Genomic DNA, 25,260 nt, shown 5'->3' with positions numbered 1-25,260 from the left:
TTCGTCCCCACCCGCGTCAAGCTGTTTCAGCGAAGGCGCGGATCGTCATGGCGGCCGCACCGACCGCCTTGATCGGAACGGCGAAGAAGCGAAAGCCCGATGCTGGTAAGCGATCGAGATTGCACAGATTCTCGACGATGAGGATATCCTGGCCTAGCAGGATCGAGTGGGCCGGCCGGGCTGGATCGTGACGGGTATCGACATTGGCTGTGTCGACCCCGAGCAGGCGCGCGCCGCGGGCACGAAGCGCCTCGATCACATCCGCGTCGATGAAGGGATAGTCGTCATAGGCCGGCTTTCCCCAATGGGTGTCCCAGCCGAAGCGGATCAGCACGGCAAGGCCCGAGAGGTCGGCGGGAAGGTCGATGCGGTCGAGTCCGATGCGCTCGCCGGGGCGCGCAGCAGCGACGCTGACGCACAGCCCCGGCAGGACGAGCTCGTCGAGGCTCAAGGCCGCGATGTCGCGGCGCTCCTTCCAGCGGTGCCGCGGCGCGTCGAGATAGGTGCCGATCGAGGTCTGGAAAAACACCTCGGTGATCTCGAAGCTGGCCTTGCCGTCATAGAACGGCGCGGAGGCCTCATGCGTCACGAAGGGCCTGATTGCGGCGGTGAACTGCTTGACCTCGCCGTCGCGCCGCAGCGAGAAGCCGGGCATGCCGTCGGTAAAGTCATGGCTGAGGTCGAGCAGAGGCATCGCGGCGGGATTCCGGATTCAGGGAAGACCAAGTAAGGCTGACCTGAACACCAGCGCAATCTCCGATTTCTTGCGCTAAGGGCAAGTCAAGCTTAGCCTCGATGACATGAGATATCCTCCCCTTGGCGGTTTGCGCGCCTTCGAGGCGGCGGCCCGCCATGAAAGCTTCGCGGCCGCCGCTGCCGAGCTGAACCTGACGGCGGCTGCCGTCAGTCAGCATGTGCGTGCGCTCGAGCAGTGGCTGGGCGTCCCGCTGTTCCTTCGCCATCCGCGCGGCGTGGCGCTGACGGCTGCCGGGCGGGATTTCGGCGCCGCCGTCTCGCATGGGCTGATGCATATCGCGCTCGCGGCAGGGCAGATCGCCGCGAAGACGCGCCGGACCCTGGTCAGTCTGGCTTGCCTGCCCTCGGTTACGACGCGCTGGCTGATTCCACGCCTGCCGCTGTTCCGGGCAACCCACCCGGAGATCCAGCTCAATCTGGTCTATGCGCTCGATGCGCGTAGCCCAGCTCAGGCCGGAGTCGATCTGCTGATCCAGCATGGGATCAGGCCTGACGCGAGGGCGACCGCGATCCTCAGTGCCGCCACGCGCCCGACCTGCTCACCCGAATTCCTGGTTCGGCACGGCCCTTTCGCTGCCGCGTCCGACCTGCTGGCCGCCGAGCTGCTCCATGACGAGACCCAGTCCGCCTGGGGGCGCTGGTTCGCCGCCGCCGGGCTGAACGCCCCGACAGGCGGCGGGCCGATCTTTGCCGACTTCAATCTTCTCGTCGCCTCGGTCATCGCCGGGCAAGGCGTCGGGTTGTGCCCGACCTCGCTCATCGCCGATGAACTCCAGCGCGGTAGCCTGACGACGTTGTTCGAGCAGCCCTGCGACGAGGACAAGCACTACTGGCTGCTGGAGGCGAGCGGCTTGTCGCCTGAGGCGGCGATCCTGCGCGACTGGCTCGTCACCATGAGCTGGGGCTGAGATACCGCTCCTAGAGCGCTTTCGAGCGAAGTGGATACCGGTTCGCGTGAGGAAAGCGCGTTAAAATGAGAATCTAGAGCAATTGAACGATCCAACTGGATCGGAAATTGCTCTAGTCGCGTGTCTCGATCAGGGCACTACCGCGGCGGCAGCGCCGCATAATAGGCAGCGAGCGCTGCGATCTCGTCGAGTGACATGGCGCGGGCCATGAAGCGCATCTCCTTATGGGTGCGTTTGCCGGAGCGGAAGGCCAGCATCTGCTTGGCGAGGTAACGTTCGTTCTGACCGGCGAGATGCGGCACTTCGCTATCGCGCGCGATCCCGTCCAGGCCATGGCAAGCGGCGCAGCCTTCGACTGAGGAGGCGCGGGGCTCGGCGCAAACGGGCGAGGCCGCGAGCAACAATGCCAGGGCGAACCAGAATTTTCCAGTTGGCCGCCAGTCCAGGACAGGCATCGGATCGCCCCCTTCAGTCTTTGCGAGCCATCACTGCATCATCAGCCACATGGCTGCACGAGGCACAAAGAAGGGGGCTATTTCGCCGAGCCGAAGTCAATGGGACATCAACACCGGCACAGTCATCGCCTCCAGGATCGAGCGGCTCACGCCGCCCAGAATCGCCTCGCGCAGGCGCGAATGGCCATAGGCGCCCATGACCAGCAAGCCGGAGCCGTTGTCGGCCACATGCGAGAGCAAGGTATCGGCGACACTGATCTCGCTGCGAAAAGCCCGGTATTTGGCGTCGATGCCGTGGCGCAGAAGATGGCGGATGATCGCCTTGCCGTCGCTGTTATCGGCCGTGCGGGACACGCTCACCACCTCGACCTTGTTCGCCATGCACAGCAGCGGTAGGGAATCGGCCAAGGCGCGCGCGGCAGCGACGCTGCCATCCCAGGCCACGGTCACAAGGTCGAGCCGCAAGGCGGAGGGGCCGATATAGGGCACGATCAGGATAGGACGGCCCGTCTTGAGCAGCAGACCTTCCAGATAGAGATCCGAGGGCTTGGGCTTGCCCGGTTCCTGCTGCTCGATGATGGTCAGATCGGAGCGGCGAACCGCTGCGTACAGGATATCGTGACCGGCGCCATTCGGGTTGCAGATAAGGGCATCGTCGAGCGGAACCTGGGCAGCTGCTGCATCCAGCTTGAACCTGGCGGCCGTGCCCTGAGCCGCCTGAATTGCGCTTTCCTGCTCGGCGACGGCCAGATCATAGCGGACCTCGGAATAGGCGGCTGCGTTGAAGGGCCCCTCCGCTGCGACCGAGACCGCGGTGATGACGGCGCGCAGATTCTTGGCGAGCGCGAGTGCGAACGGAACTGCCCGCCGACCGGTTTCGTCCAAAACAACAACGATGTCCCTGATCATGGCCAATGCCTCTGCCGATATGCTGGATCAACGGCAGGCATTTTCGGCCGATCCGCGGCGGATGCCTTGATGCAGCGCAAAGTCGCGGCAACCGAGGACGCGCGCAAGAGGAGGTCAGCGCTCTGTGATCTTGAACTCGATGCGCCGGTTGCGGCGCCAGGCCTCGTCGTTGTTGGCGACGTCGAGCGGCTGGAACTCGCCGAAGCCGGTCGCGGCGATGCGGTCGCTGGGAAGGCCGCGCGTGATCAGGTACTCGACCACCGCCACCGCGCGCGCGGTCGAGAGGCTCCAGTTCGAAGGGAACAGGGCTGAGCGGATCGGGCGGTTATCGGTATGGCCGTCGACGCGCAGGATCCAGGGAATATCCGGGGGCATCTCACGGCCGAGATCGACCAGGATCGCGGCGAGCTTATCGAGTTCGCCGCGACCTTCCGGCTTCAACACGGCCTGGCCGGCGTCGAAGAAGACCTCGGACTGGAAGACGAAGCGGTCACCGACGACGCGGATGTCGGGCCGCGTGCCGAGCACCTGGCGCAGGCGGCCGAAGAAGTCGGAGCGGTAGCGCGCCAGCTCCTGCACGCGCTGGGCCAGCGCCACGTTCAGCCTGGAACCGAGCTCGGAGATGCGCGCCTGGGATTCCTTGTCCTTGGTCTCGGAGGCGTTGAGCGCCTGCTCCAGCGCCGCGAGCTGGCGGCGCATCGCCAGGATCTGCTGGTTGACCAGATCGACCGTCGCCTGGGCGCGGGCCGAGAGCTGCTTCTCGCTCTCGAGCGCCTTCTGGGTCTCGGAGAGCTGGGCCGGCGCGTCACTGGCTTGCGCATCGAGCAGGCCCTGGACACGGCTGCGCTCGCCCTGCTCGCGCGTGAGTGTCGACTGCAGCAGGCTCAGGTTTTCCTGGGCCTGCCGGTTCGAGGAGCGCTCCAGCGCGAGCAGGTCGGTCAGTTCCGAGATCTGGCGGTTGAGGCGGTCGAGCGCGGTGTCCTTGCCGGTCAGCTCCTGCGACAGGAAGAACTGGCCAAGCACGAAGACCGAAAGCAGGAAGACGATGCCGATCAGCATCGTCGAGAGCGCATCGACGAAGCCGGGCCAGAAATTGATCTCGTCGCGGCGGTGGGAGCGGGAAAGGGCCATGCTTAGCGGCTCCTGCGGATCAGGGCGTTGTTCCGAGCGTGTCGTGTCCGAGCGCTCATGGCTCCGTGACGTGGTCGGCGGTCAATCTCTCGATCAGGCGCTTCATGTCCTTCTCGCGCGAGGCCTGCGCCTCGACCCAGTCGCGAATGAGTTGCTGCTCCGCGCGCATATGTTGGACGAGACCCTGGATGCCCTCGGCCAGGTTGGAGAGCGCCTGGGTCGCGGCGCGGTTGTTGGCTCCGCTCTCGGCCATGGCCGCGCTGAGCTTGTCGAAGCGGTCGTTCAGCGCGTCACCCGCGAAGGGCTGGGAGGCCGTGACCGAAGTGGCACTGGCGGTGCGCGTGCCGAGCCAGCTTTCGATCTCGTTGCGGAAGCGGCGCTGGGCCTGGGCGACCTGCAACTCCAGGAAGCCGAGGATCAGCGAGCCGGCGATGCCGAAGAGCGAGGAGGAGAAGGACAGGCCCATGCCGGCGAGCGGGGCGGCAAGGCCCGCCTTGAGTTCGTCGAAGAGCACGCCGGCTTCCGCGCCGGTGCGCAGCGACTTGATGACGGTGCCGACGGAGGAGACCGTGTCGAGCAGGCCCCAGAAGGTGCCGAGCAGGCCGAGGAAGACGAGCAGCCCGGCGAGATAGCGCAGGACCTCGCGGCCGTCATCGAGCCTGACCGCGATCGATTCCAGAACGGTCGAGGCCTGGGCGGGGGCGAGGCTGCCCCGATCGAGCTGAGGCAGCACGCCGCTGAGCGGGGCGATGACCTGATGACGCTTGACCTCCGCCTGCAGCGGCGCGGCGGCGAGGCGCGTGGCGGCGCGGGCCTCGCTGTAAAGGCGCCAGAGCTCGCGCAGCGCGATCAGCACGCCGACGAAGAGTGAGCCGAGAATCAGGCCGTTCAGGCCGGGATTCGTCATGAAGGCGGTGGCGAGCCCGCCTTGCAGGATGTAGCCGAGGAAGCCGATCAGCGCGAGGAACAGGAGCGCGCGGACGACATAGCGCAACGGACGCGAAAAGCGGGTCTCCTCCCGCATCGTTGCGACCGTGATCTTCTCGGCCGCTATGCCCTCATCCGCCATGCTTCGTCTTCCGTTCAGGTCTTGCCGCCTGCGGGACTGTCGCCTCCAGCGCCGCCGGGATCAAGCGTGAAAGAGCAAAGATATATGTCAGCCTGCCGACTTGAGCGCCGCGCGCAGTGACTGTTCGCCGACTTCATTGCCGCAGATGATGTCTTTGGCGCTGGTTGGCTGCTTGCCGTCGAGCGTGCCGAAGGTGCCGCCGGCCTCGCGGATCATCACGGCGCCGGCCGCGAAATCCCAGGTGTTGAGGCCGCGTTCCCAATAGGCGTCCATGCGGCCTGCCGCGACATAGGCGATGTCGAGCGCGGCCGAGCCCATGCGCCGGACATTGGCGAAGCGCGTCATCACCGCGCCCAGCTCGTGCAGGAAGAGCGGGTGCCCGCCCTTGCCGATATGGGGCACGCCCATGCCGATCAGCATCTCGGCGGGCTCGCGGCGGCCCGAGACGCGCATGCGGCGGTTGTTGACATAGGCGCCCTTGCCCTTCTCGGCGATGAAGAGCTCGTCCTTGGCGGCGTCATAGACCACGCCGGCGATGAACTGGTTGTCGCGCTCGAGCGCGACCGAGATGTTCCAGTGCGGGATGCCGCGCAGGAAGTTGTGGGTGCCGTCGAGCGGGTCGATGTGCCAGCGGTTGCTCTCGTCGGTGCCGTGGACGACGCCGCTCTCCTCCATGACGAAGCCGTAGCCGGGGCGGGCCTTCTCCAGCGCGGCGCGGATGATCTCCTCGGCCTTGGTGTCGGCCTTGGAGACGAAATCGCCGGGGCCCTTGGCGAGCACCTGCAGATTCTCGATTTCGCCGAAATCGCGCTTCAGCGAGCGGGACGCCTTCATCACGGCGTCCGTCATCACGGTCATCAGGGGGGAGCGGATCATCGATACCTCAGGGTGCAGCAGTCGAACGGCGGCGTCGCGGCGCCGGTCAAGTTGTAAAAGAGCTGGCCGGAACGTCCCGAGCCCTCATCCCGAGGAGCAGCATAGCGGCTCCTCGGGATGAGGGCTGAAGATGTCAGCCTCGAAGTTCAGCCGGTCACTTGCTCGTCTGGCCGGGCGACGTCAAGGCCGCGCCTTCGATCCGGGTCGCGGCGAGCGCCGCGGCGCGGCCCTGCTGCTCGTGACTGAGGCGGTCGAAAAGCTGGTCGAGACCGGCATCGTCCAGCCCCCGGGCGCGGGCCGCAAGGTGCCAGGCAGCGGCCTCGATCGTGTCGGGCGCGATGCCGCGGCCGGACTGGTAGAGCCGCGCCAGCCGGTTCTGGGCGATCGGGTTGCCCTGGTTCGCAGCGCGCAGGAAGAGCTTGGCGGCGGCGGTCTCGTCCTTGGCGACGCCGGTGCCGTTGAACAGCATGATCGCGTATTCGACCTCGCCGGGCACATTGCCGGCCTGGGATGCCTTGGCCATCCATTCGGCGGCCTTGGCCTCGCTCTGGGGCAGGCCGCGGCCCTGCTTGGAGAGGATGCCGAGGGCCATGAGCGCGTCGCCGATGCCGGCATTCGCTGCAATCTCCAGGCAAGCGACGGCGCGCTTGTCGTCGTCCTCGTTACCCGTCGCGAGCAGAGCGAGGGCGAGGTTGTAATTGGCGGCGGGATGGCCGGCGGCGGCGGCCTTGCGCAGCAGCATGCCCGCGCGTTCGGGATCGCGCTTGCCGCTGCGCTCGTCGAGGAGGGCGGAGGCGAGGGCATAAGCCGCATTGATGTCGCCGCGAGCGGCTGCGCGGTCATACCATTCGGTTGCGATCTTCTGGCTTTCAGGCACGCCGAGCCCCAGGCGATAGATCTCGCCGAGCAAGGTCATGGCGGCGGCGTCGTCATTGTCGGCCTCGACGCGTTTCAGCGCCTCGTCCAGGGCGCGGCGGTAATGGCCGGCCTGATAGGCGCCGTAAGCCAGGTCGGGCTCGGCGGCGCCAGCTGCGGCCGTCGTTCCCAGGAGCAAGCCGGCGAGCACGAGGCCGCGGCAGGTCCGGTTCATCGCGCGGCCTTTCGGGCGGCGTGGGCCGCGATGGCAGCATTGGCCTGCGTCACCAGCGCGCGAATGTCGCAGGCTTCGTCGAAGGCCCAGGCGCCGAGCGCGACGAATTCCGCTCCGGTCTCGACCAGGGCCGCAACCGATTCGGCGTCCGGCGCATAGGCGACGCAGGGTGTCTCGAAGATCTCGGCCCACCAGGAGGCGCGCTCGATCACGGCGGCCAAGGGCGGCAAGGAGCCGTCCGGGCGCGGCTCGCCAAACATCACATAGTCGACGCCCGCCTCGCCGATATCCATGGCGTCGTGGCGCGCGCGCAACGATCCGGCGCCGATGATGCGCTCGTTCTTCAGGCTGGAGCGCGCCTCGGCGACGGCTTCTGGCCCGTTGGTGACGTGGACGCCGTCGGCCCCGCCGCGCGTGGCGACAAGGGCCGGGGCCTCGACGATGAGCGCGACATTGGCCGACTGGACGGGGCCGACAAGGCGTTTGACGCGCTCGATCTTGCTGCGTTCGTCGCCCTCGGAGAGGCGCAGCAGCACGGCCGCGACGTCGCCGCCGGCGAAAGCCTGCATCAGGCGGAAGGCCATCGCCTCGGCATCCGCGACAAGCGGGGTGACGAGCATCAGGCGGGTGGGTGTGGGTGCGTTGGTCATGATCGTGCGCGCAAACGGCCCATGAGTGCGTCCAATGTCAAGACACCAAGCCCGATGACGAGACTCCAGAAGGCCGAGCCGATGCCAAACAGCGAGAGGCTCGAGGCCGCGACCGCGAAGGTAAGGACGGCGGCGAAGCGCTCCTTATCGGAGGACATGGCCTGTCCGAGCGCGCCGGTGAGCGAGCCAACAAGGCCCAGCCCCGCGACGGTGATGATCAGCGCCTTGGGCATGGCGATGATGAGGGTGAGCAGGAGGCCGGCGCAGGCCGCGATCACCAGCCAGAGGAAACCGTAGACGACGCCGGCCTTCCAGCGTTGGGCCGGATCGGGATGAGTGTCGGGGCCGGTGCAGATCGAGGCGCTGATCGCAGCCATGTTGACCATATGGGCGCCGAACGGAGCGGTGAGGAAGGAGGCCAGGCCGGTGACGAAGAGGCTCGCCGTCGTCGGCGGCTGATAGCCTGCCGCGCGCAGGACGGCGAAGCCGGGCAGGTTCTGGGCCGCCATGGTGACGAGATAGAGCGGGACGCCGACGCCGAGCATGGCGGCAATATCGAAGCGCGGCGTGACGAATTCGAGGCCGCTTAACGACAAGGGCCCGGCGGGCCAGCTGGCAAGGCCGCCCAGGAAGCTCAGGACGAGGCCGGCGCCCAGCGCCGCGATGACGCCGAGGAACGGGTTGATCAACCGCGCCAGCAGGAAGACTGCGAGCAAAGGCAATACGAGGGCGGGGCTCAGCCGCATCTCGTCGAAGACCGCAACGACGAAGCGGAAGATCACGCCGCCGAGCATGGCCGCTGCGATCGGCATCGGAATGCGCTCGATCAGCGCGCCGAGCGGCCGGAACGCTGCGGTCAGCATCATCAACAGCGCCGCCAGCAGGAAGGCGCCGACGGCGGTCGGGAGGTCGAGCCCGCTCGTCGCCGCGATCAGGGCGGCACCCGGCGTCGACCAGGCGCAGATGACCGGGATCTTGTGGCGCCAGGATAACCAGATGCTGGCGAGGCCCTTGGCGATGGCGAGGCCGGCGATCCAGGACACGGTCTGCGCCGGCGTCGCACCCACGGCCTGGGCTGCCGCAAGCACCACGGCGACGGCCGCCGCGAAACCGACGAAGGCCGCGACCAGCGCGGAGAAGACGATCGACATGGCGCTCTTGCGATGCTCTCGCGAAAGGGCGCCGACACGCCCGGGGCGTCCCTTCAATCAGAAAAGCCGGAGCGTCGGAAGCCTCGCGGCATCCTGCGGCCATGAGGTGCACGCGGACCGGCGCCTTTCCGGCGCAGGGCTCCTCGGGATCAGAGCCGATTTACATTCCTGCTGATGCTCAATCGTCTTGATGCTCAAGCGTCCTGGCTCATCACCAGATGGTACACGCGGCCCTTGAACAGCGGCATGATCGTGCCGAGTTGCTGCCGTACCTCCTGCCGGATCTCGCTCGCCAGCGCCTGATGCATCGCCTCCAGGCTGTCGAAATGGAGGTCGAAGACGATATAGACCGGCGGCGCGCCGGCTTCCTGCTCGGCCGCCCAGCGCAGCTTGACGTCGCGGATGCCGGGATAGCGTCGGATCGCCGGCAGCACGGTTTCGCGCATCTGACGGTCGAAATGGGCGCGGTCGGCTTCGAGCACCTCGCCCTCGAGAACGGCTGAGCGGATAATCATCGGGACTTCTCCTCGGAGGTGTCCAGGCCGATCTGCAACAGGCGCACGACGCTGGTCTGGGTGGCGTGGAGATGGGCGTCGAGCAGGGCGCAGGCGCGCTCCACCTCTCGCGCCAGCACGGCTTCCATTATGGCGGCGTGCTCGCTGTTGACGTCGCGGACCTCGGCCGGTGCTTCCCGGTGGTGCAGCAGCCGGATCTTGCGATAGCGCTCGGAATGGTCGGCGAGCGTGCCCCAGAAGCGCAGCAGCCAATCCGAACCACAGGCGGTGACGAGGGCGGCATGGAAGCGCCGGTGACGGTCCTCCCACAGGGTTGCCGCCTCGCGGTCGTCCTGCGAGGCGGGCAGGGGGGTGCGCGAGAGCATGTGCATGGCCGCGACGATCTCGGCCTCCCAGGCGGCATCACCGAGCGCGATCGCCTTGGTCAGGCAGAGCCGCTCGATCTCGCGGCGCGTCGCCATCAGGTCGGTGAAGGCACCAAGCGAGGTCTCGGTGACGCGCGATCCGCGATGCGTCTCGGCAGCGACGAGGCCCTCGGTCGAGAGCCGCATCAGCGCCTCGCGGATCGGCGTCAGGCCGAGCTGGAAGCGGTCCTGCAGATCGTTGGCGCGCAGGCGCTCGCCCGGCATCAGGTCGCCATGCAGGATCTCGCCGCGCAGGCGTTGATAGGCTCGCTCGGCTTGAGAGCGGTTCTCCGTCAGGGTGTCCATCGCCACCGCACATTTCATGTTGACTCGCAGATTTTATAAAATCATCCTGATCTCATAGCAAGGCGGCTTTGAGTGGAGATGACGGCGATGGCGCAGGCCGGGTGGGCTCTGACGACGGTCGAGGTGGCGGGTGGCCCCGTTGCCTGTCTCGAGGTGGCGGGCAAGCTCTACGCCCTGGAGCCGTCGCTGGCACGGGTCGGGTTTCCCGGCCAGGCCAGCGTCATCGGCCTGTTCGCGGATTGGGCGCGTGCCGAAGGGGCGCTTGCGATAGCGGCCGCCGAGGTCGATCCGGCCGATCTGGTCACGGCCTCGCGCCGCCTCGCGCCGCTGCTCTACCCCGGCAAGATTCTCTGCGCCGGCGCGAATTATTTCGACCATCTCGCCGAGATGGGCATGCCCGGCGCCAAGAAGGAGGAACAGCGGCTGTTCTTCTTCATGAAGCCGCCGCGCAACGCGGTCGTCGGCGAGGGGGCAACCGTGCGCATGCCGATCGGTACCGAGAAATTCGACTGGGAGATCGAGCTCGCCGCCGTGATCGGCAAGACGGCGCGCAATGTCTCCGTCGAAACCGCATTGTCGCATGTGGCGGGCTATACGGTCGCGATCGACTTCTCTGCCCGAGACCACAACCGCGCGCCGGAAACCTTCTATAAGCTCGACTGGGTGGCGGGTAAGGCCAACGACACCTGCTGCCCGCTCGGCCCACGTTTCGTGCCGGCCTCCACCATCGCCGATCCGCAGAATCTGGGCTTGAAGCTCGCGGTCAATGGCGCGCTGAAGCAGGATGGCCGCTCCAGCGACATGATCTTCTCGCTCGCCGAGCAGATCGCGACCGCGTCGCGGATCATGACGCTCGACCCCGGCGACGTGATCCTGACCGGGACGCCTGCCGGCGTCGGCGTGCCCAAGGGCACCTTCCTCTCTGTCGGCGACAAGGTCGATGCCGAGATCGAGGGCATCGGCAAGCTCAGCGTCGTTATCCAGGCGGCGGCCTGAGATGGCGGTCGCGCCCGTCGCATTCGTGACAGGCGGCGCGTCCGGCATCGGGCGCGCGACGGTCTTGCGGCTGATCGCCGATGGCTTCCATGTCGTCGCGGCCGATCGTGATGCGGAGAAACTGGCAGCGCTGGGCGTGCAGGACCAGACCGGACGGCTCGAAACCTGCGTGCTCGATGTCTGTGACCGGCCGGCGGTGGCAGCTGCGATTGCAAAGCCTGCTTCGCTGGATGCGCTGATCTGCGTCGCTGGGGCCTATCAGCCGCGCGCCTTCGACGAGATCAGCGACGCGGATTTCCGCATGATGCTGGATGTGAACCTGCTCGGCGTCTTCATCGCCGCACAGGAGGCCGCGCGGCGGATGCAGGCGGGCGGGCGCATCGTGACGGTGTCGTCGCGGGCCGCCATCGGCGGTACGAACTTCGCCCATTACGTCGCCTCGAAAGCCGGCGTGATCGGCCTGACCCGCGCCATGGCGATGGAGCTGCGGCCGCGCCAGATCGCGGTGAACTCGGTTGCGCCGGGCTTCACCGATACGCCGATGACGCGGGCCATGCCGGCCGACCAATATGCCAAGGCGCAGGCGCTGGAGCCGAGCGGGCAGGCGGCCGCTCCCGATGACATCGCCGGCGCGATTGCCTTCCTGGCCTCGCCGGCGACGAAATTCATCACCGGTCAGACCTTGTTCGTGGATGGAGGCAAGTCCCTGGGCGGTCTTGGCTTGTGAATTTGGGCCTGTGAACTTTGGCTTGTGAACGAGACGTCCTGATCACAACGCATAATGAGGGGAAAACAGTGATGACGACGCGGCGTGGGATCATGAAGTGCGCACTGGCTGGTGCGCTCATCGGCTATGCGGGACGGGGCGCGGCGCAGGCGCCGGTGCAGATCCGCATCTCGACGGCGGCCCCGCCGAGCGATTTCCTGGCCAAGGCGCTGGATGCGCTGAAGGCCGAGATCGACGGCGCCTCCGCTGGCTTGAACGTCAGCGTCCATACGGCCTCGACCCTGTTCAAGCAGGGCACCGAGGTGCAGGCTCTGCAGCGCGGCAACCTCGAAATGAGCACGATGACCACTTTCGAGGTGGCCCAGCAGATGCCCGAGCTCGGCTTCTTCAACCGCGGCTATCTGTTCAAGGACCATGCTCATCTGCGCCGCGTCTTCGACGGGCCGATGGGCGAGGAGTATCGCAAGACCGTCTCCGAGAAGATGGGCATCGAGATCCTGGCGACGCATTATCTCGGCACGCGGCAGGTCTCCCTGCGCACGAAGCGCAATGTGAAGGGGCCGGCCGATCTCGCAGGGGTCAAGCTGCGCATGCCGGCGGGGCCGGAATGGCTGCTGCTCGGCCGGACGCTGGGGGTGAGCCCGCTGCCGCTCGGCATGCCCGAGGTCTATCTTGCTCTCAAGACCGGCACGGTCGATGGCCAGGAGAACCCGCTCTCGATCTTCAACGCCGCAAAGCTCTACGAGGTGAGCGAGCAGGTCGTGCTGACCTCGCATATGCTGCAGCCGGTGTTCTTCGCCCTTGCCAAGCCGGTCTGGGCCAAGCTCTCGGCGGCACAGCAGGCGGCCCTGCAGGCAGCGGCGCGCAAGGCCGCCAAGGCGGGCGATGATGGCCGCCTCGCCGACGAGGCCAGCATCATCGATGCGCTCAAGGGCAGGGGCCTGAGCGTCGATGCGATCGATCTCGCGCCGTTCCGCGAGGGCGCCGACAAGGCCTATTCCGGGGCCGATGCGACCAAGGCCTGGGACATGGCCTGGCTCAAGCGCGTCACCGAGGCCTGAGGCGCCATGCAGACGGGTGCGGGCGTGGAGACGCAAGGCGAGAGCGCAACCGGCTGGGGTGCGCGGCTGCGCCGCTTCGCGACCGCCGTCCCGGCGCTGATGTTCGCGCTCGTCTTCCTGATCTTCAACTACAAGATCATCACCCGCTATCTCGAACATGACGAGGCGGCCTGGGCCGACGAGGTCTCGGTGATCCTGTTCATCTGGATCATCTTCTGGGCCAACGCCTTCGTCGTGCGCGACAAGGAGCAGATCACCTTCGATCTGGTCTATCGCCCGCTGCCGGATCGCTGGAAACGCGTCATGGCGCTGGCGCGGCTGGTCTTCGTCGGCGGCATCTTCGCCTGGGCGCTGCCGGGTTCGCTCGACTACATCGCCTTCCTCTGGCGCGAGCGCACGCCGGTGCTGAACCTGCGGCTCGACCTGATCTATTCCTGCTTCGGCCTCTTCCTCATCGCCGTGGTGGCGCGCTCGGCTTGGCAGATCGTCAAGCTGCTCGGGCCGCGCTGGCGTTCGCATATCTGACGGGAGACGGGGCTGCATGTCCGACGGGTTGTGGGTTTTGATGGGCGTCTTCACGGCCGCCGCCGTGCTCGGCGCGCCGCTTGGCCTGTCCATGCTGGCGGCGGGTTTCGCCTATATGATCTCGACCCATCAGGATGTCGGGCTCGTCGTCGACCAGACGATGAACGGGCTCTACAATTCCTATCTGCTGATCGCGGTGCCGCTGTTCATCTTCGTCGCCAATGTGATGAATGCGAGCGGGGTGATCGAGCGGTTGCTGCGCTTCGGCTCGGCCATGGTCGGGCATCTGCCGGGCGGGCTCGCGCAGGTCAATGTCGTCTCAAACCTGATCTTTTCCGGCATGAGCGGCTCGGCGGTCGCCGACGCCTCGGGGCCGGGCCTGATCGTGGCGCGGATGATGACCAAAAACGGCCGCTACCCGCGCGGCTTCGCTGCGGCGACCTCGGTCGTCTCGGCGACGCTGGGGCCGCTGATGCCGACCTCGATCCCGATGATCTTCTATGCGCTGATCGCCAATGCCTCGGTCGGCGCGATGTTCCTGGGCGGGCTCGTGCCCGCCGGGATGATGGCGCTGGCGCTGATGGGCGTGATCGCGATCATTTCACGCCGCCGCAATTTCCCGCGCGAGGAGAAAGTGTCCTGGGGCGCGATGCCCGCGGTCTTCGGCCGGGCATTGGCACCGCTCGCACTACCCGGCATCCTGCTCGGGTTGATCTATTCCGGCGTCACCACGCCGACGGAGGCTGCCGCGATCGCGGCGAGCTATGCGCTAATCCTGGCTTTCGTCGTCTATCGCACGCTCAAGCCCGCGCAATTGCTGGTCGTGATGGGCGATACGGTGAAGGCGACCGCGATGATCGCGCTGATCATGGCCGGCGCCTTCGTCTTCAACTATGCGGTCGCCAATGAGGGCGTGCCGAAGCTGATTCAGTCGACCCTGCTTGCCTGGAACCTCTCGGCGACGCAGTTCCTGCTGATCGTCGACCTGCTGATGCTGCTGCTGGCGATCGTGCTCGACGAGGTCACGATCCTGCTCGTCATCGTGCCGCTGATCGTGCCGGTGGCACAGGGCTTAGGAATCGATCTCGTGCATTTCGGCATCGTCGTGGTGCTCAACATGATGGTCGGGCTAACGCTGCCGCCGCATGGCCTGCTGCTCTTCGTTATGGCAGGGCTCACCGGCACGCCGCTCTCGGAGATCTTCCGGGAGGTACCGCCCTTCATCGTCGCGATGCTGGCGATCGTGCTCGCGGTGACGTTCTTCCCCGAGATCGCGTTGTGGCTGCCCAGGACGGCGGGGCTGATCAAGTCGTAGAGGATCGATCCGCCGGACCGATGCAATGGCCTGCCCGTGCTTGAACCGTTGCAGCAGCCCCCAATTTAGGACGCCTCACGGCAGGTGGCGGGAGACTTTGCTTTCCAGCAGCCGGATAAGGGCCGGATCCATGAAAGCGTAGTTGTCCGGGATGTCGAGGCAAATGAGGCGGGCCGATTTCATGTGCCTGCCGAAGCGCTGCCGCAGCTTGGTGCCGTGCACTCGCTCCATGACGAAGATCAGGTCGGCCCAGGCGGCCAGCTCGGCCGTCATTGGCACATCTGCATCGTGGTTCGTTCCAGCCGACGCGACTTCAATGTCGCGTCGCTTGGAGAAGACCTGCTCGGCCGTCGGGCTGCGCAGGCGATTCCGGCTGCAGACGAAAAGAATCTTCTTCACGAGAAGGTCCGGAGACAGCCGATCAGGGCGGAGCGAGGCCCCGCCCGATGGTCGAGGTCGCTCACGCCGCCTTCGGCTTACCGAAGGTCGGGTCGAGCTCGCCCTTGGCGTAGCGCTTGGCCATTTCGGCGGTGGTCGCGATGCGCTTGATCTTGCTCGCCTGGCCGGCGGTGTTGAATTCCTTCAGCCGCAGCGTGCAGAGCTTGGTCATCGCCTCCATGGCGGGCTTCAGGTACTTGCGCGGGTCGAACTCGCCGGGGTTCTCCGACAGGATCTTCCGGATCTGGCCGGTCATCGCCATGCGGTTGTCGGTGTCGATGTTGATCTTGCGCACGCCATGCTTGATGCCGCGCTGGATCTCCTCGACCGGCACGCCCCAGGTCTGGGGCATCTTGCCGCCATACTGATTGATGATGTCCTGGAGGTCCTGCGGCACCGAGGACGAGCCATGCATGACGAGATGCATGTTCGGCAGCTTCTTATGGATCTCCTCGATGACATGCATCGCCAGGATCGCGCCGTCGGGCTTGCGGGTGAACTTGTAGGCGCCATGCGAGGTGCCCATGGCGATGGCGAGCGCATCGACCTTGGTCTCGGCGACGAATTTCACCGCCTCCTCGGGGTTGGTCAGGAGCTGGTCGTGGGAGAGCTTGCCCTCGAAGCCGTGACCGTCCTCCTTCTCGCCTTCGCCTGATTCGAGCGAGCCGAGCACGCCGAGCTCGCCCTCGACCGAGATGCCGCCGAGATGGGCCATTTCGGTCACCGTCTTGGTCACTCCGACATTGTAGTCCCAGTCGCCCGGCGTCTTGCCGTCTGCCTTGAGCGAGCCGTCCATCATCACCGAGGTGAAGCCGGCCTGGATCGCGGTCATGCAGGTCGCCGGCTCATTGCCATGGTCGAGATGCACGCAGACCGGGATATGCGGATAGATCTCGGTGACGGCGTCCATCATGTGCTTGAGCATGATGTCGTTGGCGTAGGAGCGGGCGCCGCGTGAGGCCTGGATGATGACGGGGGCGTCGGTGGCATCCGCCGCTGCCATGATGGCCAGCGCCTGCTCCATGTTGTTGATGTTGAAGGCGGGCACGCCGTAATCATGTTCGGCGGCGTGATCGAGCAACTGGCGGAGCGTAATACGGGCCACGGAGGTCCTCCCGGTGCGGTTTCAAGGGCTGGGGAGGATTTAGAGCGGATAGGCGGCGGACGCAAAGCGAAAGCGGCGCGTAGCGTGAATGCTCAACGGCCCCGCGCTTCGAGAACCCGGACGCGCTCTTCGATGGCGGCAACCTGTTCGGCGAAGTCGCCGGTGACGGCCTTGGCCATCACGAGGAGGCCGGCGGTGTCGCGGCGCTGCTTGCGGACGAGGTCTTCAAGATGCTCGAAGCGCGTGTTGGCCTCGGCACGAAACGAAGACAAATCCGCCTGAACCTTCCTCAGGAACTCGAACATCGCTGTCTGTACGCTCTCGCTCATGAAGAGAACATAGCATAAACACCGGCTGCCGCAAGGGTAGCCGGTAGGTGTCGTTCACGCTGCGCGTAGCGCTTCCACTCCCGGCAAGGCCTTGCCTTCCATCCATTCCAGGAAGGCGCCGCCCGCGGTCGAGATGTAGGTCAAATCATCGGCGACGCCGGCATGGTTCATCGCCGCAACGGTGTCGCCGCCGCCGGCGACCGCGACGAGCTGGCCAGCCTTGACGCGCTTGGCGGCGGCCTTGGCCACCGTCACCGTAGCGGTGTCGAAGGGCGGCAGTTCGAAGGCCCCGAAAGGCCCGTTCCAGACCAGCGTCTTGACCTGGTTGAGCTTGAGCACGACTTCGGCGACGCTCAAGGGGCCTGCGTCCAAAATCATCTCGTCGGGCTCGACCTCACCGATCTGGATGACGCGATGGCCCGGATGGGCCTTGAATTCGCGTGCGACCAACGCATCGACCGGCAGCATGATCTCGCAGCCGGCGGCCTTGGCCTTGGCCTCGATCTCGCGGGCGGTGCCGACGAGGTCATGCTCGCAGAGCGACTTGCCGACATTGATGCCGCGCGCCGCCAGGAAGGTGTTGGCCATGCCGCCGCCGATGACGAGCACGTCGACCTTCTTGACGAGATTGCCGAGCAAATCGAGCTTGGTCGAGACTTTTGCGCCGCCGACGATTGCCATCACCGGGCGGGCAGGATTGTCGAGCCCGGCAGAGAGAGCCTCGAGCTCGGCTTGCATGGAACGCCCGGCATAAGCCGGCAGGACATGGGCGAGGCCTTCGGTCGAGGCATGGGCGCGGTGCGCCGCCGAGAAGGCGTCGTTGACGAAGAGGTCGCCATTGGCGGCGAGCGCCTTGACGAAGGCGGGGTCGTTCTTCTCGTCGCCGGCGTGGAAGCGGGTGTTCTCCAGCAGCAGGACTTCGCCGTTCTTCGCCGCTGCGACGGCCTTGGCGACGTCCTCGCCGATGCAATCCTCGACGAAGGTGACGGGCTGGCCGAGCGCATGGGCGAGCGCGACCGCGACTGGCTTCAGGCTATCCTTGGCGTCGCGGCCCTTGGGGCGGCCGAAATGGGCGAGCAGGATGACCTTGCCGCCCTTGCCGGAGATCTCGCGGATCGTCGGCAGCACGCGCTCGATGCGCGTCGCGTCCGTGACCTTGCCGTTCTCCATCGGCACGTTGAGATCGACGCGAACAAGCGCGCGCTTGCCCGCCAGGTCGAGGCCGCTCAGCGTCTTGAAGCTCATCGCGACAGCAAGCCTCCGAACAGGCCCGGCACGCCGAATTTGAGCACGAGCACGGTGAGCAGGACCGTCAGCACCGCGGTGGCAAGGCCGGTGACGAACAGCGCGCCGAAGCGCGGCGTCGCATCGACGCGCTGGCGCAGGGCGGCGACCTCGTCGCGGATGCTGGCGAAATCCAGGGTCGCGGCGGCGCTGTCGACCTTGTGGGCGCTGCGCTCCAGCGAGGCTTCGGCGCGGGTCAGCACGGCTTCGTAGCGGGCGAACTTCTCCTCGATGCGCGCCGCCTTCTCCTCGATGCGGGAGAGCTGGTCGAGCCCGCGCGGCTCGCTTGCAGGCGTGTCCGCGGCCGGCATCGCGCTGCCGACGATATAGGGCGTGCCATGGGACGGCGCTGGCGTGACGATGGTCGGCTCGGCGGCGCTGGCCGGGGCTGCGACGGTCGGCTCGATCTTGGCCATGGGGTGTCCGTTCATGCGAGGAAAACAGGGAAAGCCGCGCCCAGATGGGCGCGGCATCGCTCGGGTTGGATCAGAGCAGCTTGGCCATGGCGACGGCGGTGTCGCTCATGCGGTTCGAGAAGCCCCACTCATTGTCGTACCAGGACATCACGCTGACGAACTTGTCGTCCATGACCTTGGTCTGGTCGAGCGCGAAGGTCGACGAGGCCGGATCGTGGTTGAAGTCGATCGAGACATTGGGCTGGTCGGTGACGGCCAGGATGCCCTTGAGCGGCCCACGCTTGCTGGCCTTGAGGATCGCCTCGTTGATCTTCTCGACCGTGGTCTTGCGCTTCGAGATGAACTTGAAGTCGACCATCGAGACGTTCGGGCAGGGAACGCGCACCGATACACCGTCCAGCCGGCCCTTGAGCTCGGGTATGACGAGGCCGATCGCCTTGGCGGCGCCGGTCGAGGTCGGGATCATCGACATGGCTGCGGCGCGGCCGCGATAGAGATCCTTGTGCATCGTATCCAGCGTCGGCTGGTCGCCGGTATAGGCATGGACCGTGGTCATGAAGCCCTTGTCGATGCCGACAGCGTCATGCAGCACGCGCACCAGCGGAGCCAGGCAGTTTGTGGTGCAGGACGCGTTCGAGACGATGATATGGTCCTTGGTCAGCTCGTGATGGTTCACGCCGTAGACCACGGTCAGATCGGCGCCGTCGCAAGGTGCGGAGACCAGGACGCGCTTGGCGCCGGCGGCGAGATGCGCCGAAGCCTTGTCCTTGGTCGTGAAGATGCCGGTGCATTCGAAGGCGATGTCGACGCCGAGCGCCTTGTGCGGCAGGTCCTTGGGATCGCGGATCGCGGTGACCTTGATCGGCCCGCGACCGACATCGATCGTGTCGCCCGAGACGGTCACGGTGCCGGGGAAGCGGCCATGGACTGAATCGAAGCGGAAGAGATGGGCGTTGGTCTCGACAGGGCCGAGATCGTTGATTGCCACGACCTCGATATCCTTGCGCTTCGACTCGATGATCGCACGCAGGACATTGCGCCCGATGCGGCCGAAGCCGTTGATCGCCACCTTGACCGTCATCTCAATCCTCTCCTTCGCCGGGTTTCGGCGCCTTGGGCCGTCATATATGGGCCGTCATACACGCGGGCAAATCGGCCAAACGATGACCGAACGCAAGGCCCTTTGCGGGAATATCTGCCCTGTTTCGCAAGCGTCAGGCGTTATGGCGCTCCATTGCGGCTTCGACCACTGCCTCAGGCGTAATGCCGAAATGCTTGTAGACCTCCTTATAGGGGCCGCTGGCTCCGAAAGAATGCATGCCGATGAAGCCGCCATCATGGCCGATCACGGCATCCCAGCCGAAACGGACGCCGGCCTCGATCGCGATCTTGATCGGCGCGGAGCCGATGACGGCGCTCTGGGTGGCCTCGTCCTGGGCCAGCAGCAGCTCGAGCGAGGGCACGGAGACGACGCGGGCGCGCACGCCCTTCTCGGCAAGCAGCTTGCGCGCCGCGACCGCGATCTCGAGTTCGGAGCCTGACGCGAAGAGCGAGACCTGGGCCTTGCCGCCCTCGGCTGCGAGCAGCTCGTAGCCGCCCTTGGCCGAGCGGTTGGTTGCGGTCGCATCGGTGCGCAGCTGGGCGAGATTCTGGCGGGAGAGGGCGAGCACGGTCGGCCCCTTGGTGTTCTCCAGCGCGAACTGCCAGGCTTCGGCGGTCTCGATCGCATCGGCCGGGCGGAAGACATGCATATTGGGCATGCAGCGCAGCGAGGCGATCTGCTCGACCGGCTGATGGGTCGGGCCGTCCTCGCCCAGGCCGATCGAGTCATGGGTCATGACATAGACGACCGGCAGGCCCATCAGCGCGGCGAGCCGCATAGAGGGGCGGGCATAGTCGGCGAAGACGAGGAAGGTGCCGCCGCCGGTGCGGAAGCCGCCATGCAGCGTGATGCCGTTCATAGCGGCGGCCATTGCGTGCTCGCGGATGCCATAGCGGACATAGCGGCCCTTGGGCGTCTTGATCGTGAAGTCCTCGGCGCCCTTGGCCCGAGTGTTGTTCGAAGGCGTCAGATCGGCCGAGCCCATGACCAGTTCGGGCATCACCGGCTCGATGACGTCGAGCGCGAGCTCGGAGGCCTTGCGCGTCGCGATGGTGACGGGGCTGGCGATCAGCGCCTTCTTATGGGCGAGGATCACCTTGTCGAGCTTGGCGGGGACCTTGTGGGCGAGACGACGCTCGAACTCGGCGCGCTTGCGCTCAGAGAGCGCGGCGAAGCGCTCCTTCCATGCCTTGTGGGCGGTGCTGCCTGCGGCGCCGAAGCCGCGCCAGGCCTTGAGCACATCGGCGGGGACCTCGAAGGGGCCGCCGGTGATGCCGAGCGCCTTCTTGGCAGCGGCAAGCTCTTCCGCGCCGAGCGGTTCGCCATGCGCCTTGGAGGTGCCGGCCTTCTTGGGCGCGCCGAAGCCGATCACGGTCTTGCAGGCGATCATGGTCGGCTTGTTCGACTTCTGGGCGCGACGGATCGCGGCCTCGATCGCCTCGGGGTCGTGTCCGTCGACGCGCTCGGACCGCCAGCCGCAGGCCTTGAAGCGCGCGACCTGGTCGACTGAGTCGGAGATCGTCAGCGGGCCGTCGATCGAGATGCCGTTATCGTCCCACATCACGATCAGCTTGTTCAGCTTGTGGTGGCCGGCGAGCGCGATGGCCTCGTGGCTGATGCCCTCCATCAGGTCGCCGTCGGAGGCGAGCACATAGGTGTGGTGGTCGACGACCTTCTTGCCGAATTCGGCCGCGAGCATGCGCTCGGCCATGGCCATGCCGACGGCGGTGGCGAGACCCTGGCCGAGCGGGCCGGTGGTGGTCTCGACGCCGAGCGTCATGAAGTTCTCGGGGTGGCCCGGGGTCTTGGAGTCGAGCTGGCGGAATTTCTTGAGATCGTCGAGCTCCATGCCCGGCACGCCGGTGAGATAGAGCAGGGCATAGAGCAGCATCGAGCCATGGCCGGCCGAGAGCACGAAGCGGTCGCGGTCGGGCCAGTGCGGGTTGGCTGCGTCATAATTCATGACGCGGGTGAACAAGACGGTCGCGACATCGGCGGCGCCCATCGGCAGGCCGGGATGGCCCGATTTCGCCTGCTCGACGCCATCCATGGCGAGGGAGCGAATGGCGTTGGCGAGCTTGTCGTGCTGGCTCCGGTCGATCGATGTCATGGTATTTCAGGCTCCCGCCGGCGGATGGGGCAAGGCCGCGGCCGGCTCCCGTTCCAGAGACGGGGCGACGGCGGTCGCTATGTATGGTCTCGGCCGATTGCCGACCGGGCTCGATTAGGCTGCCGGGTCGACCTGAGTCAATTCGCTCCTCAGGCGTTTCCGCCATGCGAGGGGCAAGGCCGGGCCCGAGACGGCGGCTGAGCAACTGCGCGCAAGCCCTTGGGATCGGGCGGCTCCTGGCCGGGCTTGCGATTCACGTTTCGCCCGCAGATGCGCTAGTGTCGCGAATCGAGTGAGCCGGCTTCGTTCTGGAGGAGGAAAGACGGTGGCGAGCCTGATGCTGGAGAATGCGCTCGCGCGCCTCGACGGCGCGTTGGGACAGCTTGAAGCCGCCGCCCGCCGCCGTATCGAGGCGGAACGCGGGCGCGCCAATCTCGAGACGGAACTGACCCTGATGCAGGACGACCGCGCCCGGCTCGCCGCCGAGCTCGACGGCGCCGTCTCGCGGCTCGGCGAGGTCGAGAGTGCTGCCACCGATGTCGATCAGCGGCTGGAGCGGGCGATGAACGTCATCGGCGCGGTGATCACGCGTGCACAGGCCGAGATGCCTCATCTGGATCATTGAGCGGGGGCAACCATGCCGCAAGTCAACGTCACCATCGCCGGGAAGGCCTATCGGATGGCCTGCGGGGAGGGCGAGGAGCCGCATCTGGAGGGGCTGGCCCGGCTCTATGACGGCAAGATCGACGAGATGCGCCAGGCTTTCGGCGAGATCGGCGATATGCGCCTGCATGTGATGGCGGCGCTGATGGTTGCCGACGAGGTCTCCGAGCTCAGGCAGAAGGTCGCCGCGATGGAGATGCAATTGGCCGCCGTGCAAGGCGATGCCGGCGCCGCCGATCACCGCTTGAACGAGGTCGAGGACCGCGCAGCCGAGGCGCTGATGGCGGCGGCCGAGCGCATCGAGGGGGTGGCACGCAGCCTGGTCCCGGCGCCTGTCGGCTGATGGACTTTCGATCATGTGTCCGCGGCTGCCTGCGAAGCCGCCGGGAGTTCCCGAATGACGGCTGACATGAACCGCTCAGTGGACTTGACCCTGACGGCGGACGACTATGTGGCGGCAAACAAGCTGCATGTTCTGAACGTCTACCGGGGCCACTTACGGCTCGCCATGACCGCTGCGGGTGTGCTGTTCTACGTGTTTTTCATCGTTTCCGACTATGTCGGCGGCTGGTCGTTCTGGCCTTTCGCCGGCGTCATTCACCTCTTCGCGCTCTGGCTGCTGCTGATGCCGTTCCTGAGCTATTTCCTGATCGCGCCCGGCATGGCCCGGAAGAATTTCCGGAAGCAGAAATCGCTCCAGCAGCCGCTCACCTGGTCATGGTCGGAAGCGGGGCTGAAGGTGACGAATGATGGCGGCGCGTGGCTGACGCCCTGGGATCACTATCTCAAGCGGGCCGATAATGCCGAGATGTTCCTGTTCTATCAGGCGCCACGCCTGTTCCAGATGGTACCAAAACGCGCCCTGTCGGCGGAGCAACAGGCCGACCTGGGGGGATGTGCCGATCGGGTGGCTGGATAGGGGGCGAGGCCGGGGAGGCGGCTTCTCGAGATCGGCCTTGATTCGGAAACGATCGTTTCCTATAAATGGAGCATGGCCACTATCGCCCCATCATCCGCATCGATATCCGTTTCGCGCAGCCGCGGCCGGCCGCGCGAATTCGATATGAATGACGCGCTCGACAAGGCCGTGCGGGTTTTCTGCGAGCGTGGCTATCACGCCACCTCGATCGGCGACCTGACCGAGGCCATGCAACTGGCCCAGGGCAGCGTCTACAAGGCCTTCAAGGACAAGCGGGCGGTATTCCTGGCGGCTTTCGACCGCAACAAGGCTGTGCGCGCAGAAAAGCTGCAGGACGCCATCGGCGCCGGCGGGACGGGGCGCGAGCGTATTCGCAAGGCCCTGGCCTTCTATGCCGAGGCGTCGCATGGCGCCGAAGGGCGGCAGGGCTGCCTGGTCGTCGGCAGTGCGGCGGAGCTTGCGATCTTCGATGACGAGGTGGCGCAGCGGGTCGCGGCGAGCCTCGACAGGAACGAGGCGCTGCTGACCGGGCTGATCCAGCAGGGGCAGGCGGATGGCTCGATCCCAGCCGATCTCGACAGTGCGGCGACCGCCCGGCTGATGCTCTGCCTTCTCCAGGGCATGCGCGTGGTCGGCAAGACCGGCCGCAGCCGCGACGAGATGGCGGCCGTGGTTGAGGTCGCGATGAAGGCGCTCGCCTGATTTTTCGACGATTTAGGAAACAATTATTCTCTATTCCGGAGTTGCCTATGGCTATCGCTGCGACCGCCGACAACCCGCCTGACGAAGGTGCGGTTTCCCCCTGGATCACCTTCGTCCTGGCGATGGCCTGCGGGTTGATCGCCGCCAACATCTATTATGCTCAGCCTCTGGCCGGCCCGATCAGCGCGGCGCTGGGCCTGTCCGCGCAAGCGACGGGGCTGATCGTTACCCTGACGCAGATCGGCTATGGGCTGGGCCTGCTGCTGATCGTGCCACTGGGCGATCTGATTGAAAATCGCCGCCTCGCTCTCACCATGATGGGGATCGCGACGCTCGGTCTGCTCGGCGCGGCGCTGTCGACCGGGGCCTTGCCCTTCTTCGTCGCGGCGCTGTTCATCGGCCTCGGCTCCGTCGCGGTGCAAGTGCTTGTGCCCTATGCCGCGCATATGGCGCCCGAGGCCGTGCGCGGTCGTGTCGTCGGCAATGTCATGAGCGGGCTGATGCTCGGCATCATGCTGGCGCGCCCGGCCTCCAGCTTCATCGCCGGATTGTCCTCATGGCATATGGTGTTCTTCCTCTCAGCCGGTGCGATGGTCGCGCTCGGCCTGCTCCTCTGGCGGACCCTGCCGCGCCGCGTGCCGGTGGCGAAGCTCCGCTATGGCGAGCTGCTGGCCTCCATGGGCCATCTGGCGGTGACGACGCCGATCCTGCAACGGCGCGCGCTCTATCAGGCCTGCCTGTTCGCCGCCTTCAGCCTGTTCTGGACCACGACGCCGCTGCTGCTGGCGGGGCCGGTGTTCCAGCTCTCGCAGACCGGCATCGCCTTGTTCGCACTGGCGGGCGTGGCGGGCGCCGTCGCCTCGCCGATTGCGGGGCGGCTCGCCGATCGTGGCTGGACGAAGCCGGCCAGCATCTTCGCCATGCTTTCCGTCGCGGTCGCTTTCGCGATGACCCATCTCGGCGAGGCGGGCTCGACCTGGGCGCTCGGGCTGCTGGTGGCGGCGGCGATCCTGCTCGATTTCGGCGTTTCGACCAATCTGGTGCTGGGACAGCGTGCGATCTTCGCGCTCGGAGCCGAGCATCGCAGCCGCCTTAACGGGCTTTATATGGCGACCTTCTTCGCCGGCGGCGCGATTGGCTCGGCGCTTGGCGGCTGGGCCTTCGCGCAGGGCGGCTGGCCGCTCGCTTCCTGGATCGGCTTTGCGCTCCCGGTCGCGGCGCTGGTCTATTTCGCGACGGAGTAGAGCTTGCGGAGCGCCATCCCTGGCGTGCTTCTCCCGACTGTGGACATCCGAACTGAAACGCGCTCCGGCCGAGATGCCCACTGGCGCTTTGCCGGCGCGCATCT

At 66.4% G+C, this 25,260-nt stretch carries 29 protein-coding genes; 11 read left to right on the top strand and 18 right to left on the bottom strand.

Going from position 1 to position 25,260, the window contains the following annotated elements; translation table 11 throughout:
- Positions 1-16: 16 nt before the first annotated feature.
- Positions 17-694 (bottom strand): cyclase family protein, encoded by a 678-nt coding sequence (locus BMZ97_RS09090; RefSeq protein WP_092167626.1) that lies wholly within the window; start codon positions 692-694, stop codon positions 17-19.
- Positions 695-800: 106 nt separating this feature from the next.
- On the opposite strand from BMZ97_RS09090, the gene BMZ97_RS09085 reads away from it, so the two are divergent.
- Entirely contained in the window at positions 801-1,664 is an 864-nt protein-coding gene (locus BMZ97_RS09085; RefSeq protein ID WP_092167625.1) for a LysR family transcriptional regulator, read from the top strand.
- A gap of 137 nt (positions 1,665-1,801) precedes the next feature.
- Here BMZ97_RS09085 and BMZ97_RS09080 read toward each other — a convergent pair whose 3' ends face one another.
- The 10 genes from BMZ97_RS09080 to BMZ97_RS09035 form a co-directional block, all read right to left on the bottom strand.
- Positions 1,802-2,119: a c-type cytochrome gene (locus BMZ97_RS09080; RefSeq protein ID WP_092167623.1), complete on the bottom strand. Its 318-nt coding sequence runs from the start codon at positions 2,117-2,119 to the stop codon at positions 1,802-1,804.
- A 96-nt stretch (positions 2,120-2,215) separates the two neighbouring features.
- The gene (locus BMZ97_RS09075; RefSeq protein WP_092167622.1) at positions 2,216-3,028 is read right to left on the bottom strand and encodes a universal stress protein; all 813 of its coding nucleotides are present in this window, start codon (positions 3,026-3,028) and stop codon (positions 2,216-2,218) included.
- A gap of 114 nt (positions 3,029-3,142) precedes the next feature.
- Positions 3,143-4,159, bottom strand: a complete 1,017-nt coding sequence (locus BMZ97_RS09070; RefSeq protein ID WP_092167620.1) for a peptidoglycan -binding protein — start codon at positions 4,157-4,159, stop codon at positions 3,143-3,145.
- Between the two features lie 55 nt (positions 4,160-4,214).
- Positions 4,215-5,183, bottom strand: a complete 969-nt coding sequence (locus tag BMZ97_RS09065) for a flagellar motor protein MotA (protein ID WP_092168865.1) — start codon at positions 5,181-5,183, stop codon at positions 4,215-4,217.
- Between the two features lie 132 nt (positions 5,184-5,315).
- Entirely contained in the window at positions 5,316-6,104 is a 789-nt protein-coding gene (locus BMZ97_RS09060; RefSeq protein WP_092167618.1) for an inositol monophosphatase family protein, read from the bottom strand.
- 154 nt (positions 6,105-6,258) lie between these two features.
- On the bottom strand, positions 6,259-7,194 hold the full coding sequence (locus tag BMZ97_RS09055) for a tetratricopeptide repeat protein (protein WP_092167617.1): 936 nt from the start codon (positions 7,192-7,194) through the stop codon (positions 6,259-6,261).
- On the bottom strand, positions 7,191-7,844 hold the full coding sequence (locus BMZ97_RS09050; RefSeq protein WP_092167616.1) for a thiamine phosphate synthase: 654 nt from the start codon (positions 7,842-7,844) through the stop codon (positions 7,191-7,193). Before BMZ97_RS09050 ends, BMZ97_RS09055 begins: the two co-directional genes overlap by 4 nt.
- The gene (locus BMZ97_RS09045) at positions 7,841-8,995 is read right to left on the bottom strand and encodes a benzoate/H(+) symporter BenE family transporter (RefSeq protein WP_092167615.1); all 1,155 of its coding nucleotides are present in this window, start codon (positions 8,993-8,995) and stop codon (positions 7,841-7,843) included. Before BMZ97_RS09045 ends, BMZ97_RS09050 begins: the two co-directional genes overlap by 4 nt.
- A 194-nt stretch (positions 8,996-9,189) precedes the next feature.
- Positions 9,190-9,510, bottom strand: coding sequence for an EthD family reductase (locus BMZ97_RS09040; protein WP_092167613.1), 321 nt, complete (start codon positions 9,508-9,510; stop codon positions 9,190-9,192).
- Entirely contained in the window at positions 9,507-10,220 is a 714-nt protein-coding gene (locus tag BMZ97_RS09035) for a GntR family transcriptional regulator (RefSeq protein ID WP_244546357.1), read from the bottom strand. Before BMZ97_RS09035 ends, BMZ97_RS09040 begins: the two co-directional genes overlap by 4 nt.
- A gap of 87 nt (positions 10,221-10,307) precedes the next feature.
- Here BMZ97_RS09035 and BMZ97_RS09030 point away from each other — a divergent pair, with 87 nt between their 5' ends.
- The 5 genes from BMZ97_RS09030 to BMZ97_RS09010 all read left to right on the top strand — a co-directional run bounded on the left by BMZ97_RS09030 (position 10,308) and on the right by BMZ97_RS09010 (position 14,844).
- A complete protein-coding gene (locus tag BMZ97_RS09030) occupies positions 10,308-11,216 on the top strand; it encodes a fumarylacetoacetate hydrolase family protein (RefSeq protein WP_092167609.1) in 909 nt (302 codons plus the stop codon).
- A 1-nt stretch (position 11,217) separates the two neighbouring features.
- Positions 11,218-11,943 carry an SDR family NAD(P)-dependent oxidoreductase gene (locus BMZ97_RS09025; protein WP_092167608.1) on the top strand — a complete coding sequence of 242 codons (726 nt, stop codon included), beginning with the start codon at positions 11,218-11,220 and terminating at the stop codon, positions 11,941-11,943.
- Positions 11,944-12,014: 71 nt separating this feature from the next.
- A complete protein-coding gene (gene dctP / locus BMZ97_RS09020) occupies positions 12,015-13,004 on the top strand; it encodes a TRAP transporter substrate-binding protein DctP (protein WP_092167606.1) in 990 nt (329 codons plus the stop codon).
- Positions 13,005-13,010: 6 nt separating this feature from the next.
- Positions 13,011-13,529, top strand: a complete 519-nt coding sequence (locus BMZ97_RS09015; RefSeq protein ID WP_092167604.1) for a TRAP transporter small permease — start codon at positions 13,011-13,013, stop codon at positions 13,527-13,529.
- 16 nt (positions 13,530-13,545) lie between these two features.
- Positions 13,546-14,844 carry a TRAP transporter large permease gene (locus BMZ97_RS09010; RefSeq protein WP_069692983.1) on the top strand — a complete coding sequence of 433 codons (1,299 nt, stop codon included), beginning with the start codon at positions 13,546-13,548 and terminating at the stop codon, positions 14,842-14,844.
- Between the two features lie 75 nt (positions 14,845-14,919).
- Here the strand turns inward: BMZ97_RS09010 and BMZ97_RS09005 are convergent, their stop codons facing one another.
- From BMZ97_RS09005 to tkt, 7 genes are all read right to left on the bottom strand, one after another.
- Positions 14,920-15,243, bottom strand: coding sequence for a low molecular weight protein tyrosine phosphatase family protein (locus BMZ97_RS09005; RefSeq protein ID WP_092167603.1), 324 nt, complete (start codon positions 15,241-15,243; stop codon positions 14,920-14,922).
- Positions 15,244-15,304: 61 nt separating this feature from the next.
- A complete protein-coding gene (gene fba / locus BMZ97_RS09000) occupies positions 15,305-16,387 on the bottom strand; it encodes a class II fructose-bisphosphate aldolase (RefSeq protein WP_069692981.1) in 1,083 nt (360 codons plus the stop codon).
- Between the two features lie 92 nt (positions 16,388-16,479).
- The gene (locus tag BMZ97_RS08995; RefSeq protein WP_092167601.1) at positions 16,480-16,692 is read right to left on the bottom strand and encodes a hypothetical protein; all 213 of its coding nucleotides are present in this window, start codon (positions 16,690-16,692) and stop codon (positions 16,480-16,482) included.
- Positions 16,693-16,770: 78 nt separating this feature from the next.
- Positions 16,771-17,961, bottom strand: coding sequence for a phosphoglycerate kinase (locus tag BMZ97_RS08990; RefSeq protein ID WP_092167598.1), 1,191 nt, complete (start codon positions 17,959-17,961; stop codon positions 16,771-16,773).
- Entirely contained in the window at positions 17,958-18,416 is a 459-nt protein-coding gene (locus BMZ97_RS08985; protein ID WP_092167597.1) for a hypothetical protein, read from the bottom strand. Before BMZ97_RS08985 ends, BMZ97_RS08990 begins: the two co-directional genes overlap by 4 nt.
- Before the next feature lie 70 nt (positions 18,417-18,486).
- Entirely contained in the window at positions 18,487-19,497 is a 1,011-nt protein-coding gene (gene gap / locus BMZ97_RS08980; protein WP_092167595.1) for a type I glyceraldehyde-3-phosphate dehydrogenase, read from the bottom strand.
- Between the two features lie 133 nt (positions 19,498-19,630).
- Positions 19,631-21,628: a transketolase gene (tkt, locus tag BMZ97_RS08975; RefSeq protein ID WP_092167594.1), complete on the bottom strand. Its 1,998-nt coding sequence runs from the start codon at positions 21,626-21,628 to the stop codon at positions 19,631-19,633.
- 325 nt (positions 21,629-21,953) lie between these two features.
- Between tkt and BMZ97_RS08970 the strand changes: the two genes are divergently transcribed.
- The 5 genes from BMZ97_RS08970 (at position 21,954) to BMZ97_RS08950 (ending at position 25,156) form a co-directional block, all read left to right on the top strand.
- Entirely contained in the window at positions 21,954-22,253 is a 300-nt protein-coding gene (locus tag BMZ97_RS08970) for a DUF4164 family protein (RefSeq protein WP_244546312.1), read from the top strand.
- A 12-nt stretch (positions 22,254-22,265) separates the two neighbouring features.
- Positions 22,266-22,634, top strand: coding sequence for a cell division protein ZapA (locus tag BMZ97_RS08965; RefSeq protein WP_092167592.1), 369 nt, complete (start codon positions 22,266-22,268; stop codon positions 22,632-22,634).
- Positions 22,635-22,688: 54 nt separating this feature from the next.
- Entirely contained in the window at positions 22,689-23,210 is a 522-nt protein-coding gene (locus tag BMZ97_RS08960) for a YcxB family protein (protein WP_092167591.1), read from the top strand.
- A 144-nt stretch (positions 23,211-23,354) separates the two neighbouring features.
- Entirely contained in the window at positions 23,355-23,912 is a 558-nt protein-coding gene (locus BMZ97_RS08955) for a TetR/AcrR family transcriptional regulator (protein WP_348272104.1), read from the top strand.
- Between the two features lie 47 nt (positions 23,913-23,959).
- Entirely contained in the window at positions 23,960-25,156 is a 1,197-nt protein-coding gene (locus BMZ97_RS08950; protein ID WP_092167588.1) for an MFS transporter, read from the top strand.
- The last annotated feature ends 104 nt before the right edge of the window (positions 25,157-25,260 follow it).

This window comes from Allobosea sp. OK403 (assembly GCF_900113835.1).
In the GTDB taxonomy this organism is placed as follows: Bacteria; Pseudomonadota; Alphaproteobacteria; order Rhizobiales; family Beijerinckiaceae; genus Allobosea.
The sequence above is the reverse complement of the archived record's forward strand: the minus strand, read 5'-3'. Positions and strand labels throughout refer to the sequence as shown.

Bases quoted from the DNA above. Each gene is read 5' to 3' on its own strand.
- BMZ97_RS09090 (WP_092167626.1), bottom strand. From the start codon at position 694: ATGCCTCTGCTCGACCTCAGCCATGACTTTACCGACGGCATGCCCGGC.
- BMZ97_RS09085 (WP_092167625.1), top strand. From the start codon at position 801: ATGAGATATCCTCCCCTTGGCGGTTTGCGCGCCTTCGAGGCGGCGGCC.
- BMZ97_RS09080 (WP_092167623.1), bottom strand. From the start codon at position 2,119: ATGCCTGTCCTGGACTGGCGGCCAACTGGAAAATTCTGGTTCGCCCTG.
- BMZ97_RS09075 (WP_092167622.1), bottom strand. From the start codon at position 3,028: ATGATCAGGGACATCGTTGTTGTTTTGGACGAAACCGGTCGGCGGGCA.
- BMZ97_RS09070 (WP_092167620.1), bottom strand. From the start codon at position 4,159: ATGGCCCTTTCCCGCTCCCACCGCCGCGACGAGATCAATTTCTGGCCC.
- BMZ97_RS09065 (WP_092168865.1), bottom strand. From the start codon at position 5,183: ATGCGGGAGGAGACCCGCTTTTCGCGTCCGTTGCGCTATGTCGTCCGC.
- BMZ97_RS09060 (WP_092167618.1), bottom strand. From the start codon at position 6,104: ATGATCCGCTCCCCCCTGATGACCGTGATGACGGACGCCGTGATGAAG.
- BMZ97_RS09055 (WP_092167617.1), bottom strand. From the start codon at position 7,194: ATGAACCGGACCTGCCGCGGCCTCGTGCTCGCCGGCTTGCTCCTGGGA.
- BMZ97_RS09050 (WP_092167616.1), bottom strand. From the start codon at position 7,844: ATGACCAACGCACCCACACCCACCCGCCTGATGCTCGTCACCCCGCTT.
- BMZ97_RS09045 (WP_092167615.1), bottom strand. From the start codon at position 8,995: ATGTCGATCGTCTTCTCCGCGCTGGTCGCGGCCTTCGTCGGTTTCGCG.
- BMZ97_RS09040 (WP_092167613.1), bottom strand. From the start codon at position 9,510: ATGATTATCCGCTCAGCCGTTCTCGAGGGCGAGGTGCTCGAAGCCGAC.
- BMZ97_RS09035 (WP_244546357.1), bottom strand. From the start codon at position 10,220: ATGGACACCCTGACGGAGAACCGCTCTCAAGCCGAGCGAGCCTATCAA.
- BMZ97_RS09030 (WP_092167609.1), top strand. From the start codon at position 10,308: ATGGCGCAGGCCGGGTGGGCTCTGACGACGGTCGAGGTGGCGGGTGGC.
- BMZ97_RS09025 (WP_092167608.1), top strand. From the start codon at position 11,218: ATGGCGGTCGCGCCCGTCGCATTCGTGACAGGCGGCGCGTCCGGCATC.
- dctP (WP_092167606.1), top strand. From the start codon at position 12,015: ATGACGACGCGGCGTGGGATCATGAAGTGCGCACTGGCTGGTGCGCTC.
- BMZ97_RS09015 (WP_092167604.1), top strand. From the start codon at position 13,011: ATGCAGACGGGTGCGGGCGTGGAGACGCAAGGCGAGAGCGCAACCGGC.
- BMZ97_RS09010 (WP_069692983.1), top strand. From the start codon at position 13,546: ATGTCCGACGGGTTGTGGGTTTTGATGGGCGTCTTCACGGCCGCCGCC.
- BMZ97_RS08995 (WP_092167601.1), bottom strand. From the start codon at position 16,692: ATGTTCGAGTTCCTGAGGAAGGTTCAGGCGGATTTGTCTTCGTTTCGT.
- BMZ97_RS08990 (WP_092167598.1), bottom strand. From the start codon at position 17,961: ATGAGCTTCAAGACGCTGAGCGGCCTCGACCTGGCGGGCAAGCGCGCG.
- BMZ97_RS08985 (WP_092167597.1), bottom strand. From the start codon at position 18,416: ATGGCCAAGATCGAGCCGACCGTCGCAGCCCCGGCCAGCGCCGCCGAG.
- gap (WP_092167595.1), bottom strand. From the start codon at position 19,497: ATGACGGTCAAGGTGGCGATCAACGGCTTCGGCCGCATCGGGCGCAAT.
- tkt (WP_092167594.1), bottom strand. From the start codon at position 21,628: ATGACATCGATCGACCGGAGCCAGCACGACAAGCTCGCCAACGCCATT.
- BMZ97_RS08965 (WP_092167592.1), top strand. From the start codon at position 22,266: ATGCCGCAAGTCAACGTCACCATCGCCGGGAAGGCCTATCGGATGGCC.
- BMZ97_RS08960 (WP_092167591.1), top strand. From the start codon at position 22,689: ATGACGGCTGACATGAACCGCTCAGTGGACTTGACCCTGACGGCGGAC.
- BMZ97_RS08955 (WP_348272104.1), top strand. From the start codon at position 23,355: ATGAATGACGCGCTCGACAAGGCCGTGCGGGTTTTCTGCGAGCGTGGC.
- BMZ97_RS08950 (WP_092167588.1), top strand. From the start codon at position 23,960: ATGGCTATCGCTGCGACCGCCGACAACCCGCCTGACGAAGGTGCGGTT.